Raw genomic sequence first — 20,748 nt, forward strand, 5'->3', positions numbered from 1 at the left:
AACACCCTGCAAAGTTTTTGAGCCTGCAGGGTAGGGCGAGGAGGGATAGTAAATGGATTTTTTGCCCCAGACCGGCATTTGGACCATGATTGCCAATGCTACTTTGATGGTTAAGGTTGTCATGGTTATTTTGTTATTTATGTCTGTAACTACCTGGAGTATAATAATTTTCAAGGCTATTGCCTTTGGTCGTTTTAAGTCACGGATTAGAGCTCATTTACGTCTTTTTGAGACTGCTTCCGATTTAGTGACAGGCATGAAATTACTCAAGGAAAACCCTGGTTCTCCTCTTTATCCTATAGGGTACGGGGCTGTTTTGGAAATACAGAAGCTTGAACAAACTAAACTGCACCCCAATCTCAAGTTCAGGGTAGCTGAAGACAATGTACGCAGAGTGTTAAAGCAGGGGGTTAGTTCGCAACTCAAAGTATTGTCTGGTTCCCTGCCTTTCTTGGCTACTTGTGGCAGTTCTGCTCCGTTTATCGGTCTTTTTGGCACGGTGTGGGGCATAATGCATTCATTTCACTCTATTGGCCTGCAAAAGTCAGCTTCCCTGGCCACGGTTGCCCCCGGGATTTCTGAGGCTTTGATAGCCACGGCCATTGGTCTTGCTGTGGCCATCCCTGCTACAATGGCTTATAATTATTTTTTGGGGCAGTTAAACGCGATTCAAACTGAGCTGGTAAATTTTGCGGGTACTTTTTTGAACAGGGCTCAGAGGGAATTACCCTGGATGAAACGAGAAAACTAATTTGGTTGAGTAGTTGAGCAGGGTGAGTGAGTAGTTAATAGGAGGGAATATGGATTTTAATCCGCTGGAAAAAGGTTTTTTATCTGAAATAAATGTCACTCCTTTTGTGGATGTTATGCTTGTTCTTCTTGTTATATTTATGGTTACTGCCCCTATGCTCACCCAGGGGGTGGAAGTTGATCTTCCTCAGACCAAGACAGTACGGACGCTTCCGGAAGATAGCGAACATCTAGTGGTTACTTTGAAGAAAGATGGCACCATCTACCTGGATGAATACAAAGTTAAACTGGATGAGGTGGAAAAACATTTAAAAAAGATAGTCCTGGATAAAAATAAATTGATTTATTTGCAGGCTGATAAAGATGTTGCTTACGGCCTGGTGGTCAAGCTTATGTCTAGGATAAAAGCCGCTGGAATCAAGCGTTTGGGTGTTGTGGCTGAAGAGGAAAGGGAATAAAAATTATGCGCCTTTTGGGCTGGTTAGGTTCTTTTTTACTTCATCTGGGTATTTTTTTTCTGGTCTTTTATTCTCCAGGGGGGGGCAAAAGAATACGAATTGATCTAAGTAGACCTGTTTATGAAGTTGAACTTATCAATCTGCTCCCTCCAGCTCCTGTGAAGCAGGAGATAAAAAAGTCTGCCGGACAAATTAAAAAAAATGACACTAAGTCAGCTGTCAAGGCCGAAAAAAAATCTTTGAAGCAAAAGAAGTCTAAGTCTTCATCAAATGTTAAAAAAATTAAGGCTCAGCGGAATCTGGAGAGCTCCAAAACAAAACCAAAGGACAAAAAAAAGAAGATCAGTTCCAAGAAGGTAAAAAAGACCAAAAAGACTACGCTTAAAAAGAAAAAGGAACCTTCACCCCAGGAGATTTTGGCCCAGGCCCTGGGCAGTATTAAAAAACATGTCCGGGAAAAACAGAGATCAGAACAAATGATATTGGCCAAGGAATTAGCGGGTCTAAGGCAACAGGTAGAGCAAACCAAGGCTGGCTCGACTCAGGGAAAAAGTAGTGGCAGCACTGGGATAGGTTCCATTTATGCCCGGATTGCGGAAGAAAAGATCAAAGAAAACTGGCGATTTCCTAAGATTGGAGTGGAGGAAAATTTAATGGCTCAGGTGGAGGTGGAAATTGACGAGAGAGGCAAAATTATCCGGTCAAGGCTTGTTAAGCCTTCCGGGAGAAAAGATTTTGACATTTCAGTGCTCAAGGCAGTGCAGGAAACTGGTGAACTGCCGCCTCCTCCGGCCAAAACCATAGACAAATTGATTATAAATTTTAATTTGATGGAGCTGTATTAGCCATGTCTAAAGTCACGTCAGTGTTCTTTTTTGTTTTGACTATGATTTGGTTTGGTCTAGCATGGGCTCAGGATACTTTAGTTGTTGATATTTATGGACCTGGGCAGGAAAAGTTGAATATTTTTCTGGCAGATCCACTGATGAAGGGTGGCAATGGCACTGCGCCTGCTTTTGCTACCAGAGTGCAAGACCTGATCAAAAACAATCTTTCTTTTTTGCCTTTTTTACATCAGACACAAAGTAAGGATATATTGGGAGGAGCACAAATAGCTGGTATTCAGGGGAAAGATATTGATTTTAAGAAATTTCGTTTGTCCAAGGTTGATTTATTACTAACTATTGGATGGGATGACAGGCCAGGAATTCTGGGCTCAGTAGAGATCAGAGCCTTTGAGGTGTTTTCCCGAAAACTTATTCTTGGCAAGGGCTATCTCGTGCAGACAAAAGAACAGCTTCCCCTTGTGGCCAAAAAGTTCTGTGCTGAGCTTATGCGTGTTTTAACTGGCAAAGATAAATTTTTTCGATCTACTCTGGCCTTTGTTCGCAGGCAAGAGGGTAAAAAGGAGATATGTCTGCTCTTTCCACTTAGTGGTGAAGTAAAGCAAATTACCAATCTTGGTGGGCTGGCCATGAGTCCGGCATGGTCGTTTGATGGGCAAAAAATTGTTTTTACTTTCCTAAAAAATGATCGTCATTTTTTAGGTCTCTGGGACAGACAGACCGGACAGGTTAAGAGTTATAAACTCCCTGGCAACACCTGTATTTCTCCGGTGTTTACTCCTGAGCAAAAGATAGCCGTAAGCATTGATCCTGAGGGAAATCCGGACATTTATCTTGTACAAAGGGACATGAAGTTGGATCGAGCCCTGGTTAAAAACTGGGCTATTGATATTTCTCCCAGTTTTGATTCTTCCGGGAAAAAAATGGTCTTTGTCTCTTCCAGGCTTGGAAATCCGCATATTTTTCTCCTGAATGTTCAGGAGAATAGAATAGAAAGGGTGACTTACGCGGGAAAATATAATACTAGCCCCAGTATCAGTCCAGATGGGAACTGGGTTACATTTTCCCGGCGTACACCTGAAGGACACCGGATTTTTGTTCTTGACTTGCGTACCGGAATGGAGAAACAGATTAGTTTCGGACCTGGAAATGATGAAGACCCATCCTTTGGTCCGGACGGGTATTTTATTGTCTTTACGTCCAATCGTAGTGGGCAATATAAATTATATCTGACAACCCGGGGTGGTAATGAACCCCGATTATTGCCAACAGGTCAGGGAGAGGCAACAGCACCAAGCTGGGGAGTTTTTGAATAGGGAGCTTGGATAAAGGAGGATATATGAGATCGAAGACTTTATTTTTGTTTGTTTTAGCGACATTGTCGGTTTTTATTATAAGCGGTTGTGCCAAACAAAAAATTGGTTCGGTTTCTCCTAATGGCGTTGTAGAGAGTACACAAAAAAACAGACTTAGCGCAGAAGAAAGTCGAGCCAATGCCGCCAGAAAAGCCCGTGAACAAGCCTTAAAAGAGCGGCAACTGGCAGAAGAACAGTTAGCCAAGGAAGAAGCAGAAAAGAAAAAGGCTATTGAGCAGGCCGTAGAAACAATTTCAGCCAACAAAATTTACTTTGATTTTGACTCATTCGAATTAAAGCCAGAAGCCAGAGCTATTTTACAGCAAAAAGCAGAGCTTTTAAAGAAGTACAAAAATTTACGCTTAGTTATCGAAGGACATTGTGATGAACGCGGGACTGAAGAATATAATTTAGCTCTGGGGGAAAGACGGGCCAGGGCAGCTTACGAGTTTTTAATTCTCCTGGGGGTTGAGTCTGATAGGCTGCAGATTGTCAGCTATGGAGAAGAATTTCCTGCAGATCCCGGTCATAATGAAACAGCTTGGGCAAAAAACAGGCGTGATGAATTCAAGGTATTATACTAAATTTCGGGGGCAGGTGAGGCTTTTATAGAACCTAAGTTGTGCGATTTTTAATTGAGTTTTATATTAAGTATATTGGAATAAAAGGACATTTTAAAAGGGTGTTTTTCTCCCAATGGGTGAGATTGCCACAGACAGCTTCGCTGCCCTCGCAGTGACTTAGCGCTAGCCTGTCATTGCGAGGAGCGAGCGTTAGCGAAGCGAGAAAGCAATCTCAAAATTTAAACTGCAAAAAACGCATAATTTAGGTAGAAAATTTATTTAGAATATAACCTACATTTACTACATACCAGCCACTTTTTCGTCTGTTCCAGAGACTTGTTCTATACCTTCGCAGACTCTATTTTCATAAGTCCAGATTTCAAGATTTCAAGGGGACATTGGTATCTTTTGCCCTTTTTAGGATTGCTAAAAAGCAACAAAAGACTCTTTTAACTCAGGAGATAAGATTTAATGCTCTCTTTGACATTAGATATGCTGCAACGTACCTTTAACGTTGGGATTGTTGTCTATGATGAGAATTACAATATAATTTGTGTGAATAAAACTATTCAAGAATTTTTTCATTTTGATTTTGAACGCACTGATACATCTTACAATTTGGCTAATCTACACAGCCCGAAAGTATTTTCTCAAATAAAGGATATGACTGAAGAGGCTGTTACCCATACAAGGAGTGACAGCTATATTATAAAGATATATCAAGAGACTCACAAGAAGAATTTAGTCTTTTTGATAAAGGTATTTCTTCTACATGGTCAATGTAGAGATATATTTATTGCTTTGCTTTATAATGTGACAGATATATTAATGGATGAAAAGAAAATAATAAAATTTCCTGTATATGATGGCAATAACTTTTTGCTTTTAGATGTTCCAGAGATTGATTTTTTTAAAGCCATAGGTAACCAAACAGAGATTTTTTATCAGGATAGAAAGTATTTAAGTCCTCTTAGTCTTGGAAAAATTGAGAAAAAGTTGGATTCTAAAGACTTCGTTCGTATACATAAAAGTTTTATAGTCAATGTTAACAAAATAGAAAAATTGGAAAAGGATAAAAATAAATACCAGATTTTGATGAAAACTGGTTATTACCTTCCAGTAAGCAGGGTTAAGACCAATATTATTTTAAACATGTTCGGGCTAAAATGATTTATGCCTAAGAGTCTGTGACCAAACCGTAGCCAGGGGACAAATTTTCATAATTTTTTCAATCCAGATTCTTTCATGCTGGTGCAAATGTCTGGACCCAACTATAGCTTGCTTGCGGGCAGAGCATAATGGGATATTTTGGGTAAACAAATAGTCTTTTAATTATACCTACGTTTTGCGATTTTCACCCGATGGGTGAGATTGCCACGGACAGCTTCGCTGCCCTCGCAATGACGAACTCGCTCCTGTCATTGCGAGGAGCGAGCGTGAGCGAGGCGACGAAGCAATCTCAAAGTTTGAACTGCAAAAAAAATCGTCCAATTTAAACTATAGATAGTTATTATGGCAAATAGTCCCGGATATTTAGCTTTGGCACGCGAGGCTCTGCTTCTCCGCAAGTTTCGTCAAGATGGTTTACCAACCCTAAAATTCAGCCCTTAACCCCCAAATTTCATTCACTGCAATCGTGCCTAATGCATGATTGTAAACCACCTAAACAGTCCTTTTGTATTCTTTAAGCCTTTAAAATGCTGGTGGATGCATCCGATGACTGCACTTTGGTTGAGTAGTGAGTAGTTAGTAGGTGTGCGGTTGACTAGGCAAAGGTGGCAATTTTTTTATTGCTTTGAAGACACGATTTTTTTATGTGAGTTGAAAAGGTGATACTTTTTTTATTTTTTTGTTTTGAGCTCGTTTTGTAAAATTTTTTCCAGAAGGCCCGGTTTCATCTTGTCCGCAAATATTTCCTTTTGTCACTCTATAGTTCTTTTCATCCTTTTCATCTATTTACCCCCTTCATGTAAGAACCTGATTTATGTATTAAAATCAAAAAAAAAGAAGGAGGTCAGGTTATGGAAAAAAAGGGGATGTATGCCGAAAGGAGTTATGATCCGGCCGCACAGGAAATGTTGAAGTTGGCAGAAGAGAAAGGTTACGAAACGGTTTGGGAAAGACTAAAAGCGCAGTCCCCTCACTGTAAGTTCGGGGTAAGTGGGGTGTGTTGTAAAAATTGTGTCATGGGGCCTTGCCGGATTACACCGAAGAGTCCTGAGGGCGTTTGCGGGGCAACAGCGGATATCATCGTGGCCAGAAATTTGGTCAGGGCTATTGCCGCAGGCTCTGCTGCTCATTCCGATCATGGTCGGCCTTTAGCCGGTACCCTTAAAGAAGTGGCTGAGGGTAAAAACAAAGATTATCAAATTAAGGATGTGAATAAGCTAAGGAACATTGCAAGTAAGCTAGGTCTTGATACTGGTGCAGATGTTGAAGCTTTGGCCAAGGCGGTAGCTGAAGTAGCGATGAGGGATTATGGTAAGCAAGATGAAGACCCACTACAATTTCTTCTATCTTATGCCCCTAAGAAGAGGCTCGATCGTTGGCAAAATTTAGAGAAGTTTTTGTCTGAAAACACAGGCAAGAAAATGGGAGTATTGCCACGCAGTATTGACAGAGAAGTCGTAGATATCATGCATAGAACAACTATGGGTGTAGATAATGATACGGTATCCCTTTTGATTCAAGGTGTGCGTGCCGCTTTAGCTGACGGTTGGGGTGGTTCTCTTATTGGGACCGAAATTCAGGATGTCCTTTTTGGTACACCCACAGTAAAGAAAATTATGGCTAATTTGGGTGTAATAGATCCGGATTATGTCAATGTTATTGCCCATGGACATGAGCCTATTTTATCCGAGAAAATAGTAGAAGTAGCGCAATCAGAAGAGATGCAGAAGTTGGCTCAAAAATATGGGGCTAAAGGTGTGAACGTTGTAGGTATGTGTTGTACCGGGAACGAACTATTAATGCGTCAGGGTATACCTGCTGCTGGGAATACTTTACATCAAGAACTAGCTGTAATGACTGGAGCAGTGGAAGCTGTGGTTGTCGATGTACAATGTATTTTCCCTGCCCTGGGACGTTTAGTTGAGTGTTTTCATACAAAATTTATTTCAACAAGTGAGCAGGCTAAGTTTCCAGGTTCTCTACATATTCAATTTGAGGAAGACAAGGCCACAGAAGTGGCGAAAGAAATTGTTAAAACAGCCATAGAGGCTTTTCCTAAGCGTGATAAAGACAGAGTATCAATACCTGCATATAAAACTGAAGCAGTTGTTGGATTCACCACTGAAAATATAATCAGTGCTTTAGGTGGTAGTCCTAAACCCCTGGTTGATGCAATAGTCAGCGGCAAAATTAAAGGTGTAGTTGGTATTGTTGGGTGCAATAATCCAAAAATAAAACAAGATTACAATCATATAACTATTGCTAAGGAGTTAGTTAAAAAAGATATTCTGGTCATTGGCACTGGCTGTTGGGCTATTGCTTGTGCCAAGGGGGGGCTGATGCGTTTGGAAGCGCAGGAGCTGGCAGGTGAAGGTTTAAAAGAAGTCTGCAAAGCACTTAATATACCCCCTGTTTTGCACATGGGTTCCTGTGTTGATTGTTCACGTATGCTGTCTTTGGCTGGTGGGCTTGCTGATTATTTAGAAGTTGATATTTCTGATTTACCTTTAGTTGGGTCAGCCCCTGAATGGATGGCAGAGAAAGCAGTTTCAATAGGAACATATTTCGTTGCTTCTGGAATTCCAGTGCATCTTTGGCCCATGCCGCCAATTACAGGAAGTGAGACTGTGGTGAAAATTTTAACAGAAGATATAAAAGATCTTCTTGGTGGTTATTTCTTTGTCGAGGAGGATCCAGTGAAGGCAGCTGAGAGAATGGAAGAGATTATTATGGATAAAAGGAAGGCATTGAATATTTAATTTTGATTATCCTGATGCGTCTACAAAAAATAATTTTTTGTAGACGCATCCTAAATTTTATCTTATGGGGTAGGTAAGGTGAGTAAAAAGTTTAAGGATGAGATTAAATCTTTGAGGAAAGAGAAAGGCACTTCTGGTTTTAAAGTAATTGTTACCGGAAAGGGCGGAGCAGGAAAAACAACCACAACCGCCTTACTTTCTCAGGCTTTTATTAATCGAGGGTATAAAGTACTTGCAGTAGATGAAGATCCCCAGATGAACTTGCCTTTTGCCTTAGGCTATCCGCCAAACCAAGTTAAGGAATTGGTACCACTAAGTCAAAATGCAGATTATATAGAAGAAAAGACAGGAGCCAGGCCAGGTGAAAGTTGGGGTGGATTTTTAAGATTAAACCCTCCGGTAGAAGATGTCGTGGATAGGTTTGGTGTCTCCCTTAATAGTAACTTGAGTTGTCTAGTCATGGGGACAATAAGAAAACCCGCCACAGGCTGTTTATGTCCGGAAAATGCATTGTTGGATGCTGTGGTCAAGCATGTATCTCTTAGACGAGATGAGTTGATCCTTATGGATACCCAGGCAGGTGTTGAGCATTTTGGGCGTGCATTGGCCGAGGGATTTTCACAATGTTTAGTAGTTACTGATGCGACATTTAACTCTATGTCAGTGGCCATCCATGCATCAGACCTAGCCAGAGACATTGGCATTAAGCATATTCACCTTGTGCTCAACCGAATCGATGGGGAAAAGACAAAACAACGAGCGCTGGATTTACTAGCGCACTTTGGAAAAAAAGAAACCGATTTTAGCTCAGTAGTTATTTTACCTAGAGAAGAGCAAATTTTGGATTTTGAACCTGCTGTTATAAACCTCTACTCTTCTTGCCCAGAATCTCCTTTTGTCCGGGCTATTGAAGAAATGGCTGAAAGTCTGGAAAAGTACGAAAGGTAGAAATTTTCCCTTTAAAATCAATAGGAAATATTATAGGGCTACCAGCCTTTGTCTCGTTTTGTACTATTTAAAAATAATTCTAAAATTTTAAAAGCAAGAGGTCTATTTATGACGCATGAATGGGATTGGGAACCAGGGGAAAAAATTGTCGCTGACCTTGGGCAATGGTCAGCGCAATTTGAGTGGACAGAGGAACCGCAGGTTAGTCCTGATGGCGAAAAGATAGCTGCAGTTGTAAATACTGGAAGCTACGAGTTCGATGTATGCATAAATAATGATCTCTGGGGTACTACTTATGAAAGGATATGGTACCTCCGCTATGCTCCTGACGGAAGGCTAACTGCGCTGATTTCAGACATGGGAGAATATACTATTTGTGTGGATGGAACGCCATGGGAGGAGCGATTTTCCTTTATATGGGACACAAAGTTTAGCGAGGAGAGTGGGAGCATAGCCGCAGCAGTGCAAAATGATATGCGATATGGTGTGGTCTTAAATGGGAGACCATGGGAACAGATGTTTGATAATGCCAACCAGTTTATTCTGAGCGCTGATGGACAAAAGACTGCTGCCGTGGTCCAGACCATCTCTCTGGGACAGGCAGAGATTTTTAAATTTCAGGAAGGATGCTTTACTGTGGCTGTTGATGGTAAACCGTGGGAACGAAATTTTGTCAATGCTTGGACCCCTACTTTTGATGCCAAGGGAAAGCATGTTGCAGCCCAGGTGAGAACAACACTTTATGACTATACAATAGCAGTGGACGGACAACCCTGGTCCAAGACTTTTTCCTGCGTGTGGGAACCAAGGTTTAATCCTGTAAACAGGTCAGTCGTTGCTCCTGTTAGAATTGACGGTAAATGGGGGCTGGCTCTGGATGAACAAATTTTATGGCAGGCAAAGTTTGTTCAACTCTGGCATCAGCAATTCAGCCCTGACGGGGAACAAATTGCCGCTATAGTAGCTCCTAAATTTGGACAATGGACAGTGGCCCTGGATGGAATTCCCTGGAAGAGCCGATTTAATGACCTTGTTACGGATATGGTTTACAGTCCGAACGGCAAGAGAATAGCTGCTTTGGGCAAAAATGGTCAAAAATGGTTTGTTGTTGTAGATGATCACGTCTGGAATAAGGCCTATGATATGGTTTGGAAGCCAGTGTTTAGTCCTGATAGTGAGCATGTGGCAGTTAAGGTTGAACTTGGTAAGCGTTATACCATTGCTATTGATGGGATCGAGTACAATGAGGATTTTGATGCTGTATGGGAACCTGTTTTCAGCCCGGACAGCAAGAAGCTAATGATCAGAGCCGTTAAGGGTGAGAAATATTACCGTATTATTGTTCCGGTAGAAGACATCAAAAAATAAGGGGAAGATATGCACGGAATTTATAATTTTATTACCGGACCTTTGGCCTGGGTTTCTTGGTCAATATTTATTTTAGGTATTTTATACCGGTTGGCAAATATAACGCTCTCTGCAAAAAAAAGAGATGGTGTAGTATTAAATTATTTTAATTTAAAATACGCTTTACGGTCAATACTGCATTGGATGATTCCTTTTGGTTCAGTAAATATGCGCAAGCATCCAATTATGACTATTGTATCCTTCTCTTTTCACATAAGCTTACTTGTTGCTCCGATTTTTCTACTTGCTCACGTAATACTGTGGGAAGAATTTTTTGGGATTAGTTTTTGGACTATTCCAGATAAAGTCGCAGACATAATGACTGTAGTGGTTATTGCTGGTTGTCTATTTTTTGCTGTACGCAGAATAATTATAAAGGAAGTAAAATTTGTTACTTCACCTTCAGATTATCTTTTACTGGTTTTAGTTGCGTCTCCATTTGTATTTGGCTTTTTGGCTTATCATCAATGGTTTGATTATCAATTGATGCTTATTTTGCATATTCTTTCGGGAGAAATACTTTTGGCTCTCATTCCTTTTACTCGTCTTGTACACATGGTTTTTGCTCCTTTAGTCAGGGCATATACCGGATCTGAATTTGGGGGAGTGAGACATGCCCGGGATTGGTAGTAACTGATGCCAAGCTATCCCGCTGTAAAAATGTACAACATACACAAACAATAGGAGACGAATACGCTATGAATAAGGAAACAAGCAACAAAAGCCGGGAAATTGTGGATGAAGGATTGATTGCCGGTGTTCGAAAACTTACTCCTGCGCGAATTGAGAAGGTTATAAACCAGGTTTTAAAGAAGGAAACAGGAGCAAGGCTTGAGGCATATATCAATACTTGCGTACATTGTGGCCTTTGCTCAGAAGCCTGTCATTATTTTCTTTCTCATGACAGAGACCCTGTATATTCTCCTGTGGGAAAAGTTAAGCAGACCATCTGGGAGATTTTAAAGCATAAAGGAAAAGTAAGTACAGGTACTATATTAAAGGCAGCCAGGATTGCCTACACCGAGTGCAATCTCTGTAAACGCTGCTCTATGTATTGTCCATTCGGCATTGATATAGCTTACATGATAAGCATTATGAGACGTATTTGTCATCGCCTGGGAGTAACACCTCAATATATTCAGGATACAGCGCACAGTCACTCGGCAACCATGAATCAAATGTGGGTCAAAGATGACGAATGGATAGATAGCCTCCAATGGCAAGAGGATGAAGCCAGGGACGAGATTCCCAATTTGCGTATCCCTTTAGAAAAGGAAGGAGCGGATGTTTTATACTCGGTCATTGGACCAGAGCCCAAGTTTCGTACCCAGCTTATTTATCAGGCGGCAGTAATCATGAACGAGGCTGGTGTGGATTGGACAATGCCTGCCACACCTGGCTGGGACAACAGCGATATGGCCATGTTTACGGGGGATTACGAACTCATGGGAAGGCTAAAACGTTTGCATTTTGAAACTGCAATGCGCTTGAAGGTAAAACGGATAGTCATGGGTGAGTGTGGTCATGCTTACAGGTCTGTATATGATACTGGAAATCGCTGGCTTGGTTGGAAAGATATGCCTATACCTATTATTCATGCTGTTCAATTTTACTGGGAACTACTTAATGAAGGGAAACTAAAGGTGGCCAAAAAATTTGAGGAACCCGTAACCTTTCATGACCCCTGTAATATTGTCCGGGGAATGGGTTTGCATGAAAAAGCCAGAGAAGTAGTCAAGGCTTTCTGTAAAGATTTTGTAGAGATGTACCCGAACAGGGAGCATAATTATTGCTGTTGTGCAGGGGGAGGGGTGATCAATTGCGGCCCTCCATTTAAAATGACCAGAATTACAGGAAATAGGATCAAGGCTGAGCAACTCAAGGCAACCGGAGTAAAGGTAGTTATTGCACCTTGCCATAATTGTCATGGTGGGCTTGATGATATCATCCATCATTATGGTCTTGGTATGGAACTTAAGTTTCTGGGGGATATAATCTACGAATGTATGGAAAAACCGAACGCTGTCTAATTATGAGGTTAATGATGACAAAAAAGAGTTTTTTTTATGCGATTATCTTGCTGGGCATTGTATTTTCTGTAGGACCTGTCTTTTCACAGGTTGAAGAACCTCTTTTGCTGGGACAGGACTTTCAGCCAAGACAAAGACCTGGAGTTATTTTTGATCATGATGCCCACAATGAAAAGGCCGGAATCGAGGACTGTAATGTATGTCATCACGTATATAGAGATGGCAAACTTGTCCCGGATGAATCATCAGAGGATCAAAAGTGCTCGGATTGTCATAAACAAAAGAGCAGTGATGGCGGCACACCACTTATGAAGGCCTACCATGAGCGATGTAAAGGTTGTCATGTAAAAGAGAAAAAAGGCCCTATTACCTGTGGAGAATGTCACAAGAGAGTTAAAAAATAAGGAAGTTAAAGTTTAATTTTCAAATATAATTATATTACGATTTTTACAAATTTCGGTATGCATTTATTGAAGTGTAAAGAACCTGCAAAAAGTCGAAGTATGTAATTTTCTCTCAAGCGGGAAAATAAATTAAAACTTAAATCTTAAATCGCCCTGCAATTCCGCCTCTGGCGGAATTGCAGGGCGATCGTTTTTGAGGTGTGTTATTTATGATCAAGAAGTCTCGTTTTATTATTAGAGCGATATTTTTTGCAATTATGTTTGTTGCTATTATAAAGTATATTTATTTTGTTAATACCGGTCATGGACGATCTGATATAATTGAGATTCTTTGTCCAATTGGTGGATTTTACAGCTTAGTAATGTGGTTTAAAACAGGGTTTGTAGATCATATTCATCCTGCAGGTATGATATTTATTTTAGCTGGTATTATTACTACTCTTTTTTGTATGAAGGGATTTTGTGGGTGGATATGCCCTGTAGGCACATTTTTAGATAGTTTAACATTTATTCGAGAAAAAATCGTGGGCCAAAATGTACCTGACATAAACATGCCACCCAAGTTGAAATTTATACTTGAAAATTTTCTTTACTTAATCAAATTTGGCACTACAGTAGCTTTAGTTTATTTTATTGTCCGCCTGCCAGGCCAGATAATGCCTATGATATATCAAAGTACTGTTCTTCCTGAAGATGTGAGCTTGTATAAATTTTGGATTGATGCTTTTGATGGAAAGCACAACATAACTTTAGGAGTGATTGTAGGAATATTAGTTTTCTCATATTTTATTCCACGATTTTGGTGTAGATATCTTTGTCCTTTGGGTGCTTTTTATGGAATATTTAATATTTTTTCCTTTTTGAGACTAAAAAAGGAAGATAGTTGCACGAACTGTAAATTATGTAATAAAGAATGCCCGATGGGCTTGTCTCCTTATACTAGTAAACTGCTTAACAATACAAGATGTATAGCTTGTCTAAATGCAATGGAAAAATGTCCTAATCACAGTCTGTCTCTTTCATTTCTTGGTATTTATAAAATTAAGCCAATTATTTATCCTTTGATTTTGGTTTTGTTATATTTAGGAATTATTGGATTTGCAGTACAAAAGGATATGTGGACGTCTAAATTAAGCCCACGGATGTATGCAAAAATTTTTATGCAGCATGGTATTATGAAGCCCTGGATGGTAGAGTTGTTGAGGAAGGATACAAAGGGCGACTCTCATCGCTAATTAATTTTTTTCTGTTGGACTACAGATGAACACCTTCAAGTTTCTTTGTTTGTGCTTGCAATTTTTTCGCTTAGGCCACCAACATTGGCGTCAGGAAAAGATAATCTTTCACGTTATAGCTTTTTTGACCATTGCAGTTGATAGTGATATTTTGGGAGTCGACAATTTTGGTTGAGCACGGTATGATTTTCTTCCAACACGTGAAAAACATATCGGCTTCAAGCCTTAGGACTGGGTCGTGCCTGGGCGAAAATACTATAAACCAAGAAATTTTCAGATAAGAAAAGAGCTTATTGTCAAGAGGCTCAGATTTACATATTAAAGAGACTTTCTTTTATAAAAAAGGCAAAATTTATTTTTTAGGATTAAAGTGAGGTCAGTGGCGGGATTTAGTCCTGCTACCCTGGCGTAATTTTGCTAAAAAAATTATTTTTGACTTGCACCCGCTTTAAATCTGAGTTCAAAACGGGTGAGGAAAACTTCGTGCAAAGACGTCAATATTTACGCAAATATCATCTAAATGGAGTTAGTTAATGCATGAAATGTCTATTGCTCAGAGCCTGGTTGATATTATCAAAGAAGAAATGGACAAACATAATGTGACCAAATTGATAAAGGTAAAGGTAAAGTATGGACAGATTTCAGCCATTGTGCCCGAGGCCCTGGAGACAGCTTTTCAGGTTATGACAGTTGGAACGAGGATGGAAGGGGCAAAGTTGGAAACAGAAGAGGTCCCATTGCGTGCTAAATGTCGTAATTGCAGTAAAGAGTTTAGTCCGCAAGAAGACGATTTGCTGATTATGACCTGCCCGTTTTGCGAGACAGAGTTTGGGCATGAAATAATTTCCGGGAAGGAGTTATACATAGAAGAGATCGAAGCAGAGTAGTAAAATTTAAAAAATTAAAGGAGAAAAATATGCAAATCCCTGTTGTGCGTAATATATTGGAGGCCAATGAACTGATAGCCCAAGAGTTAAGCCGAACCTTTTTGCAGAGGAGAATTTTAGCCTTAAATTTAATGAGCTCGCCTGGCGCTGGCAAGACCACTCTGTTGGAAAAAACTTTAACAGATTTAAAAGGTGAGTTTAAAATGGCTGTCATCGAGGGAGATGTTCAAACCAACAATGATGCCCAGAGAGTAGCGGCTACCGGGGCCCAGGCTCTGCAAATCAATACTGATGGAGGCTGCCACTTGGACAGTTCCATGGTTTTGGAAGCAGTAAACAAAATGGACTTGGATGGTGTAGATATTTTGTTTATTGAAAATGTGGGTAATCTGGTTTGTCCTGCTGAGTTTAGTGTGGGTGAAGATTACAAGGTGACCATTTTAAGCGTGGCTGAAGGTGATGATAAGCCTGAGAAATATCCGCTTATTTTTGCGGAATCCAAGGTTATGCTCTTAAATAAAGTTGATCTCCTGCCCTATGTTGATTTTAGTCTGGAGAGAGCCAGTAATATTGCCAGAAGTTTAAATAAAGATATTGAAATTTTCCCTGTGTCAGCCAGAACAGGAGAAGGATTGGATAAGTGGTACGATTGGTTGAGACAAGAGGTGGACAAAAAGAAGAAACGTTAACTTTTATGTCTCTTCCTAAAGATATTTCATTGGATGCAATCCTAGACAGCATTGCTGACGGGGTTTTTACTGTTGATTTGGACTGGAATATTACCTTTTTTAATGCGGCTGCAACTAAGATCACAGGCATCCGGGCTGAAGATGCCCTGGGGCATAAATGCTGGGAGGTGTTTCGTTCCAGTATTTGTGATGGTCAGTGTGCCTTAAAGCACTGCTTAAAGCACAATAAGAATATCACAAACAAGTCAATTTTTATTATTCGTTCAGATGGACAAAAGATTCCAATCAGCATCAGTGCCGCACCACTGCATAATAAAAAGGGCGAGATAATTGGAGGGGTAGAGACATTCAGAGATCTGACCGCCATCCATATTTTTCGTCAGCAGGTGGAGGAAAAGTACACTTTTGAAGATATTGTGGGTAAAAGTCAGGCCCTGGCTAAGATATTTCGCGTTTTGCCGCAAGTTGCCCGCAGTAATTCTACTGTGCTTATTACTGGCGAGTCAGGCACAGGCAAGGAACTTTTTGCCAGGGCAATCCACAATTTGAGTACACGCAAAAATGGGCCCATGATCACGGTAAATTGTGGGGCTTTACCTGAAAATTTGCTGGAATCAGAACTATTTGGGTACAAAGCAGGTGCCTTTACTGATGCTAAAAAAGATAAACCGGGTCGTTTAGTTCTGGCTCATGATGGAACGATTTTTTTAGATGAAATCGGAGATTTACCCCTTCCGCTGCAGGTTAAGCTCCTGCGCTTTCTCCAGGAAAAGACCATAGAACCACTGGGAGGGACTGAAAGCATAAAGGTTGATGCCAGGGTAATTGCGGCTACCAATAAAGACCTGGAGCAGATGGTCGAGAGTGGGGCTTTCCGGCAGGATTTGTATTATCGCTTAAATATTGTCCAGTTAAGGCTGCCTCCTTTGCGGGAGAGGCCGGAAGATTTACCTTTACTTATAAACCATTTTATCCGTCGGTTTAATGTTATTCAAGATAAGGACATTCAGGGTGTTTCTGAAGATGTTTTAGCTATTTTGATGCGTTATAAATTTCCCGGCAATATCAGGGAGTTGGAAAATATTCTTGAATATGCCTTTATTCTTTGTCCTGGGGGATTTATTCAAGTCGAGCACTTGCCTGAACATCTGCAAGACCAATCAAAGCGGGCTGAAAATGCACCCAGAACATTAGAAGAAATTAAGTGCCAGGCAGTTTTAGATGCGCTGGCCAGAAATAATGGCCGCAAAATGGCCACCTGCCGCGAGCTAAAAATATCCAAAGATACCCTTCGCCGTATGCTCGCTCGTTGTCAGAAAATAGCGCAAAAATAACCTATTGTATTATCGTCTTATTTTTTCGGTTACCGCACAAGGCTCTTGTCCTACACACATGGTGGGTGTGCAGGACAACAAAAAGACGAATTTGGTTATAGAGTCTCTGCCCAAACCTTACTTAATCTGGTAGTCAAAATGGTGTTTGGCCACAGACTCTATAACACGGAGATTGTTGCCAGGCCTTCTTGAACCCGCAACAGGTTATCGTGACCTTGGTTGGTTAGCTATCATTGTCCGTTTTATTAGGAAGTTTCCACGCAAATATAAAAAATATTAGTGAAATAGCCAGAGCAACAATTACTCCTGGAACACTTTCAATTAACGATATGAATGACGGGTTACCTGTCGCAGCAAGCGTTGCTTTCCCTCCTGCTATTTTTTGCATTAAAAAAGTGTTTTTTAATCCTGCGAAAACGAGCATATAAACAAAGGCTCCGAATAGTCCTCCGACTACAAAGTACCTTGCGTCCTTTCTTCCATCCCCTAAACCAGCAAGGCCGGTACCAGGGCAATACCCAGCGATCGCAAAACCAAGACCAAGAATACCACCGCCAATTATGACGCCCCAGTAGCTGGACTTAACTGACAGGTGAGTGGGATCAATGATACCGAGTGTTAGTCCCAAAAAAAGGAGAGCACTGCTGAGCGAGATGCCCCATATAATTGTTTTCATTAGATGAAAATCTTTCAACCTCAGCATATTAATGATATTTTGTGGGTTGGCTGCACCAATTCGATGTAGTACAAAACCAAATAGTGTACCAAGTATTATTGCAAGTAATATATCCATAAATACCTCCATTTATTTGCGGCCATACATTAAGATTGCCAGTGGAATTGCTGTTGCGAAAGCGCCTAACGTGAAAAGATAACCGCTCAAGGAAGTCTGCATCATCCCGCTCATCATATGTCCACTGGTACAGCCCCCTGCCAACCTTGCTCCAAATAAAACTAGAAATCCACCGATAAAAGAAACCAAGTAACGTTTATAAATACATGAACCAAATCTCTGGCGCCAAACTTCAGGCGCCTGCCGATCCTTTTCGGTTGCTTTAGGCCCCTTGGTTTTAGCCGAAAGAAAAGAGCCTAGAATTATACCAAATACAAAAATATAGCTATAGTTAAGTGGATTGGCTATATTCTTCGCATACTTTCCTCCGCTTTTATTCAAATATGCGTTGGTACTTGAGTAACCAGTCTTGGTTTTGGGATTTACTTGAACAAGATCATCGGAAAATAAATTCCATATGATGCCATCAAAGATAACGAATTGCGTTGATACTCCAATTGGTTTTACTAGCCACACTGCGACTAGAAACACTAGGGCAAGTGCAATTCCTCCTCGAAACCAATTTAATTGTCCAGACATAATTCCTAACTCCTTGCGGTTTAGGCTGACCACTTAAGGACAGCTAGTGGAAAGCTCGGCAGCCCCACAATGCGGGACTATGAGCTTTGAAAAAAAACTATAGGCAGGGTTTACAGCGCGGACTGCTCGGAAAACGTTCGCTGCGCATTTGCCGTTTTGCCGTACCGCCTTGTTGGCCATTTATTATTTTATTTCAGTTGAAAGATAAAAATAAGGTTACCAAGAAAATTGAATAATGTTGAGTACGTTGTGAACAAACTATGTTGGACTAAATAAATTACAAACTAGAGGTCGCGAAAAATTTGAACAAGAGGAGAGTGAGCCGTACCAGATAGAAGTATTATAAATTATAATAATTCTCAATGTTAGAAATATATACATATATATAGAATTAATAAATTTAATGTCAACATAAAAAAATATGATTTATTTCTTTTTTTTTCTTAACAACGTGGAGTCTTTTTCAATTAATTATATCTCTAATAATTTTTTATGGGTTGACGACTTTCTGAAACTTGTAACGAATTTTCAATCTCATATGCACCCGAACCTTACTTGCCCCTCAAATCTTCCGCGGTCTTAAAGAAATGGCTCGCATTTGGCTCGCAAACTGCCTGCATATTGCAGGCAGTTTTGACTTTTTTTGACAATTTTTGACTATCACAAAAAAGCTCTTGACCTGGCATTAACCCTTGATATACAAGGCTTCTCAGCAGTTAGCCGGGATAGCTCAGTTGGTAGAGCAGCTGATTCGTAATCAGCAGGCCGTGGGTTCAAGTCCCATTCCCGGCTCCATAGAATTCAAGGGCTTATGGTAAAACGCCATAAGCCCTTTTTATTTTGTGGCATTTGGATATAACAAAATATAACACTAACCAATAACTAACATTAGGGCCAAACCTAGTTTTATGATATAGCCAGACAAGCCATAAAAGAGTCTGTGGTCAAATCTCATTTTGACTACCAGATTAGAAATATTGGTTTCTTGAACGCATTGCAAAGGGCTGAGTAACCCTGCACCACTATTATATCTCCAAGGCTTTGTCCAAGTTGAATTTTTCTTCGGTCACGGCCGTAGGTTTCGATGGGACATCTTCAAAAAAGATACACAACTATGTGGCCGTTTTTTATTGACCTTGACCGAAAAGATAGGCCGGTCTTTTTCGCTACTCCAGGCAAGGGCAAAGAATGTTTGAAACGATTCAGCAATCAACTGATTTTTTAGGGAAAAAAGGTATGAAAGCTATTCTTTCTGTCAGCAGGAGGACAGATATTCCGGCCTTCTATACAGAATGGTTTCTTAACAGATTAAAGGCTGGATATGTGTGTATAAGACATCCATATACAAGAAAGTGGAGAAAAGTGTCATTAAAACCAGAAGATCTTGGCGTAATTGTTTTTTGGTCTAAGAATTATTCTCCTCTTTTGAAACAAATAGAAAAAGTAGAAAAAAGAATTTCTAATTTATTTTTTCATTTTACAATCACAGGCAATGCAGCTCTTGAACTCAATGTGCCATCTTATACAGAGACGGTTAAAGATTTTATTTTTATTTCTAAGAGATATTCAGCTAGACATATTATTTGGCGTTTCGATCCTATATGTATTACTGATAAACTATCATTTAGTTATTATGAAGACAAATTTATAAAATGCGCAGAGCAATTACAAGGATATACTCAGACATGTTATATCAGTTTTGTAAATTTATACAAAAAGGTTTTTACAAATTTTAAAAAGTATACAGGCCAAAAAATTGTTGAAGTTAATTTAGCTGAAAAAAGAGAATTTGTTTATAAGTTGGCTAACATAGCTGAAAAATACAATATAAGGCTATATACTTGTTGTAATGACTGTCTTTTGTGTAAAAATGTTCATAAGGGAAGTTGTATTAATGGTTATTATCTGGCAAGGCTTTTTCAATTGCCATTGGAAGTAAAGTCTGCAGCAACCAGAAAAGAATGTGCTTGCGCTAAGAGTGTTGATATTGGATCTTATGATACTTGTATTCATGGCTGTCTCTATTGTTATGCAAATACTAATAAAGAAAAGGCTGAGAGTTTTTATAAAAATTTTTCTCCAGACTGGAATTCATTGGAAGGAATTGTAAATTTGAAGGAGATAAAGGAGAAATCCTATGTCGTCCATCGCGCTACCTTGTTATAAGATAAAAGAGTTCTTGGATTGAGGATGCGCCTGCAAAAAATCGCTTTTTGCAGGCAATGTTGAATTTTGGATTATGAATGTTGAATTATTTAAACGGGTCACAGGATATCTTTTGCTAAAATTGTAAATTTTTTAATTTTTACAGTTGCATCATTGAGATTATAATAAAATTTTAGAAGATTGGTTTATAAGTGCTATTAATATATCAGATTTAGAGGAATGTAAGACAAAACGATAAAGGACTGCATGAAGGCAACAGGCGAAAAGGGTGCCAAGAGTACAAACTGTTTAAGTGACGGCACTAGTGTCCGGTTAAAAATATTTCAATAAAGGCAATAAGTTAGGCGATTTGTTTCGTTGTTCATTTTGTTCATGT

Annotated in this window: 19 protein-coding genes and 1 tRNA gene; 18 read left to right on the forward strand and 2 right to left on the reverse strand. The window is 39.9% G+C overall.

The features are described 5' to 3' along the window. Nucleotides 1-52: 52 nt before the first annotated feature. From KFV02_RS07905 to KFV02_RS07980, 16 genes are all read left to right on the forward strand, one after another. Entirely contained in the window at nucleotides 53-751 is a 699-nt protein-coding gene (locus KFV02_RS07905; protein ID WP_252381006.1) for a MotA/TolQ/ExbB proton channel family protein, read from the forward strand. A 49-nt stretch (nucleotides 752-800) separates the two neighbouring features. Next, nucleotides 801-1,208, forward strand: a complete 408-nt coding sequence (gene tolR, locus KFV02_RS07910; protein ID WP_252381007.1) for a protein TolR — start codon at nucleotides 801-803, stop codon at nucleotides 1,206-1,208. A gap of 5 nt (nucleotides 1,209-1,213) precedes the next feature. Continuing rightward, nucleotides 1,214-2,053, forward strand: a complete 840-nt coding sequence (locus tag KFV02_RS07915; RefSeq protein WP_252381008.1) for an energy transducer TonB — start codon at nucleotides 1,214-1,216, stop codon at nucleotides 2,051-2,053. A 2-nt stretch (nucleotides 2,054-2,055) separates the two neighbouring features. Then, entirely contained in the window at nucleotides 2,056-3,369 is a 1,314-nt protein-coding gene (locus tag KFV02_RS07920) for a hypothetical protein (RefSeq protein WP_252381009.1), read from the forward strand. 23 nt (nucleotides 3,370-3,392) lie between these two features. Continuing rightward, entirely contained in the window at nucleotides 3,393-3,992 is a 600-nt protein-coding gene (gene pal, locus KFV02_RS07925; RefSeq protein WP_252381010.1) for a peptidoglycan-associated lipoprotein Pal, read from the forward strand. A 450-nt stretch (nucleotides 3,993-4,442) separates the two neighbouring features. Further along, nucleotides 4,443-5,141, forward strand: coding sequence for a LytR/AlgR family response regulator transcription factor (locus KFV02_RS07930; RefSeq protein ID WP_252381011.1), 699 nt, complete (start codon nucleotides 4,443-4,445; stop codon nucleotides 5,139-5,141). An 851-nt stretch (nucleotides 5,142-5,992) separates the two neighbouring features. Further along, entirely contained in the window at nucleotides 5,993-7,900 is a 1,908-nt protein-coding gene (gene cooS, locus KFV02_RS07935; RefSeq protein WP_252381012.1) for an anaerobic carbon-monoxide dehydrogenase catalytic subunit, read from the forward strand. 78 nt (nucleotides 7,901-7,978) lie between these two features. Then, the gene (locus tag KFV02_RS07940; protein ID WP_252381013.1) at nucleotides 7,979-8,848 is read left to right on the forward strand and encodes an ATP-binding protein; all 870 of its coding nucleotides are present in this window, start codon (nucleotides 7,979-7,981) and stop codon (nucleotides 8,846-8,848) included. Between the two features lie 108 nt (nucleotides 8,849-8,956). Beyond that, nucleotides 8,957-10,216 (forward strand): electron transfer complex subunit TmcD, encoded by a 1,260-nt coding sequence (tmcD, locus tag KFV02_RS07945; protein ID WP_252381014.1) that lies wholly within the window; start codon nucleotides 8,957-8,959, stop codon nucleotides 10,214-10,216. A 9-nt stretch (nucleotides 10,217-10,225) separates the two neighbouring features. Beyond that, entirely contained in the window at nucleotides 10,226-10,885 is a 660-nt protein-coding gene (gene tmcC, locus KFV02_RS07950) for a TmcC family electron transfer complex membrane anchor subunit (RefSeq protein ID WP_252381015.1), read from the forward strand. 68 nt (nucleotides 10,886-10,953) lie between these two features. Then, nucleotides 10,954-12,285, forward strand: coding sequence for an electron transfer complex ferredoxin TmcB (gene tmcB / locus KFV02_RS07955; RefSeq protein ID WP_252381016.1), 1,332 nt, complete (start codon nucleotides 10,954-10,956; stop codon nucleotides 12,283-12,285). Nucleotides 12,286-12,296: 11 nt separating this feature from the next. Beyond that, entirely contained in the window at nucleotides 12,297-12,689 is a 393-nt protein-coding gene (gene tmcA / locus KFV02_RS07960; RefSeq protein ID WP_252381017.1) for an acidic tetraheme cytochrome c3 TmcA, read from the forward strand. Nucleotides 12,690-12,898: 209 nt separating this feature from the next. Further along, on the forward strand, nucleotides 12,899-13,924 hold the full coding sequence (locus KFV02_RS07965; protein WP_252381018.1) for a 4Fe-4S binding protein: 1,026 nt from the start codon (nucleotides 12,899-12,901) through the stop codon (nucleotides 13,922-13,924). 533 nt (nucleotides 13,925-14,457) lie between these two features. Continuing rightward, complete coding sequence (hypA, locus tag KFV02_RS07970; protein WP_252381019.1) at nucleotides 14,458-14,811, forward strand: hydrogenase maturation nickel metallochaperone HypA; 354 nt, start codon at nucleotides 14,458-14,460, stop codon at nucleotides 14,809-14,811. A gap of 29 nt (nucleotides 14,812-14,840) precedes the next feature. Next, nucleotides 14,841-15,500 carry a hydrogenase nickel incorporation protein HypB gene (gene hypB, locus KFV02_RS07975; RefSeq protein WP_252381020.1) on the forward strand — a complete coding sequence of 220 codons (660 nt, stop codon included), beginning with the start codon at nucleotides 14,841-14,843 and terminating at the stop codon, nucleotides 15,498-15,500. A gap of 5 nt (nucleotides 15,501-15,505) precedes the next feature. Beyond that, nucleotides 15,506-16,834, forward strand: a complete 1,329-nt coding sequence (locus KFV02_RS07980) for a sigma-54 interaction domain-containing protein (RefSeq protein WP_252381024.1) — start codon at nucleotides 15,506-15,508, stop codon at nucleotides 16,832-16,834. A gap of 223 nt (nucleotides 16,835-17,057) precedes the next feature. Here the strand turns inward: KFV02_RS07980 and KFV02_RS07985 are convergent, their stop codons facing one another. Together KFV02_RS07985 and KFV02_RS07990 are read right to left on the reverse strand one after the other, a co-directional pair. Beyond that, on the reverse strand, nucleotides 17,058-17,627 hold the full coding sequence (locus KFV02_RS07985) for a YeeE/YedE thiosulfate transporter family protein (RefSeq protein WP_252381021.1): 570 nt from the start codon (nucleotides 17,625-17,627) through the stop codon (nucleotides 17,058-17,060). A 12-nt stretch (nucleotides 17,628-17,639) separates the two neighbouring features. After that, on the reverse strand, nucleotides 17,640-18,206 hold the full coding sequence (locus KFV02_RS07990; RefSeq protein ID WP_252381022.1) for a YeeE/YedE thiosulfate transporter family protein: 567 nt from the start codon (nucleotides 18,204-18,206) through the stop codon (nucleotides 17,640-17,642). A gap of 719 nt (nucleotides 18,207-18,925) precedes the next feature. Here KFV02_RS07990 and KFV02_RS07995 point away from each other — a divergent pair. Both KFV02_RS07995 and KFV02_RS08000 read left to right on the forward strand, forming a co-directional pair. Then, nucleotides 18,926-19,001, forward strand: a tRNA-Thr gene (locus KFV02_RS07995). Nucleotides 19,002-19,394: 393 nt separating this feature from the next. Further along, a complete protein-coding gene (locus KFV02_RS08000; RefSeq protein ID WP_252381023.1) occupies nucleotides 19,395-20,372 on the forward strand; it encodes a DUF1848 domain-containing protein in 978 nt (325 codons plus the stop codon). Nucleotides 20,373-20,748: the final 376 nt, after the last annotated feature.

Origin of the sequence: Desulfovulcanus ferrireducens (genome assembly GCF_018704065.1) — a bacterium.
In the GTDB taxonomy this organism is placed as follows: Bacteria; Desulfobacterota; Desulfovibrionia; order Desulfovibrionales; family Desulfonatronovibrionaceae; genus Desulfovulcanus; species Desulfovulcanus ferrireducens.

What these genes read in the sequence shown, in the direction of transcription:
- KFV02_RS07915 (WP_252381008.1), top strand. Translation starts at nt 1,214, where the DNA reads ATGCGCCTTTTGGGCTGGTTAGGTTCTTTTTTACTTCATCTGGGTATT.
- KFV02_RS07920 (WP_252381009.1), top strand. Translation starts at nt 2,056, where the DNA reads ATGTCTAAAGTCACGTCAGTGTTCTTTTTTGTTTTGACTATGATTTGG.
- cooS (WP_252381012.1), top strand. Translation starts at nt 5,993, where the DNA reads ATGGAAAAAAAGGGGATGTATGCCGAAAGGAGTTATGATCCGGCCGCA.
- tolR (WP_252381007.1), top strand. Translation starts at nt 801, where the DNA reads ATGGATTTTAATCCGCTGGAAAAAGGTTTTTTATCTGAAATAAATGTC.
- tmcD (WP_252381014.1), top strand. Translation starts at nt 8,957, where the DNA reads ATGACGCATGAATGGGATTGGGAACCAGGGGAAAAAATTGTCGCTGAC.
- tmcA (WP_252381017.1), top strand. Translation starts at nt 12,297, where the DNA reads ATGATGACAAAAAAGAGTTTTTTTTATGCGATTATCTTGCTGGGCATT.
- KFV02_RS08000 (WP_252381023.1), top strand. Translation starts at nt 19,395, where the DNA reads ATGTTTGAAACGATTCAGCAATCAACTGATTTTTTAGGGAAAAAAGGT.
- tmcB (WP_252381016.1), top strand. Translation starts at nt 10,954, where the DNA reads ATGAATAAGGAAACAAGCAACAAAAGCCGGGAAATTGTGGATGAAGGA.
- pal (WP_252381010.1), top strand. Translation starts at nt 3,393, where the DNA reads ATGAGATCGAAGACTTTATTTTTGTTTGTTTTAGCGACATTGTCGGTT.
- hypA (WP_252381019.1), top strand. Translation starts at nt 14,458, where the DNA reads ATGCATGAAATGTCTATTGCTCAGAGCCTGGTTGATATTATCAAAGAA.
- KFV02_RS07965 (WP_252381018.1), top strand. Translation starts at nt 12,899, where the DNA reads ATGATCAAGAAGTCTCGTTTTATTATTAGAGCGATATTTTTTGCAATT.
- hypB (WP_252381020.1), top strand. Translation starts at nt 14,841, where the DNA reads ATGCAAATCCCTGTTGTGCGTAATATATTGGAGGCCAATGAACTGATA.
- tmcC (WP_252381015.1), top strand. Translation starts at nt 10,226, where the DNA reads ATGCACGGAATTTATAATTTTATTACCGGACCTTTGGCCTGGGTTTCT.
- KFV02_RS07985 (WP_252381021.1), bottom strand. Translation starts at nt 17,627, where the DNA reads ATGGATATATTACTTGCAATAATACTTGGTACACTATTTGGTTTTGTA.
- KFV02_RS07905 (WP_252381006.1), top strand. Translation starts at nt 53, where the DNA reads ATGGATTTTTTGCCCCAGACCGGCATTTGGACCATGATTGCCAATGCT.
- KFV02_RS07930 (WP_252381011.1), top strand. Translation starts at nt 4,443, where the DNA reads ATGCTCTCTTTGACATTAGATATGCTGCAACGTACCTTTAACGTTGGG.
- KFV02_RS07990 (WP_252381022.1), bottom strand. Translation starts at nt 18,206, where the DNA reads ATGTCTGGACAATTAAATTGGTTTCGAGGAGGAATTGCACTTGCCCTA.
- KFV02_RS07980 (WP_252381024.1), top strand. Translation starts at nt 15,506, where the DNA reads ATGTCTCTTCCTAAAGATATTTCATTGGATGCAATCCTAGACAGCATT.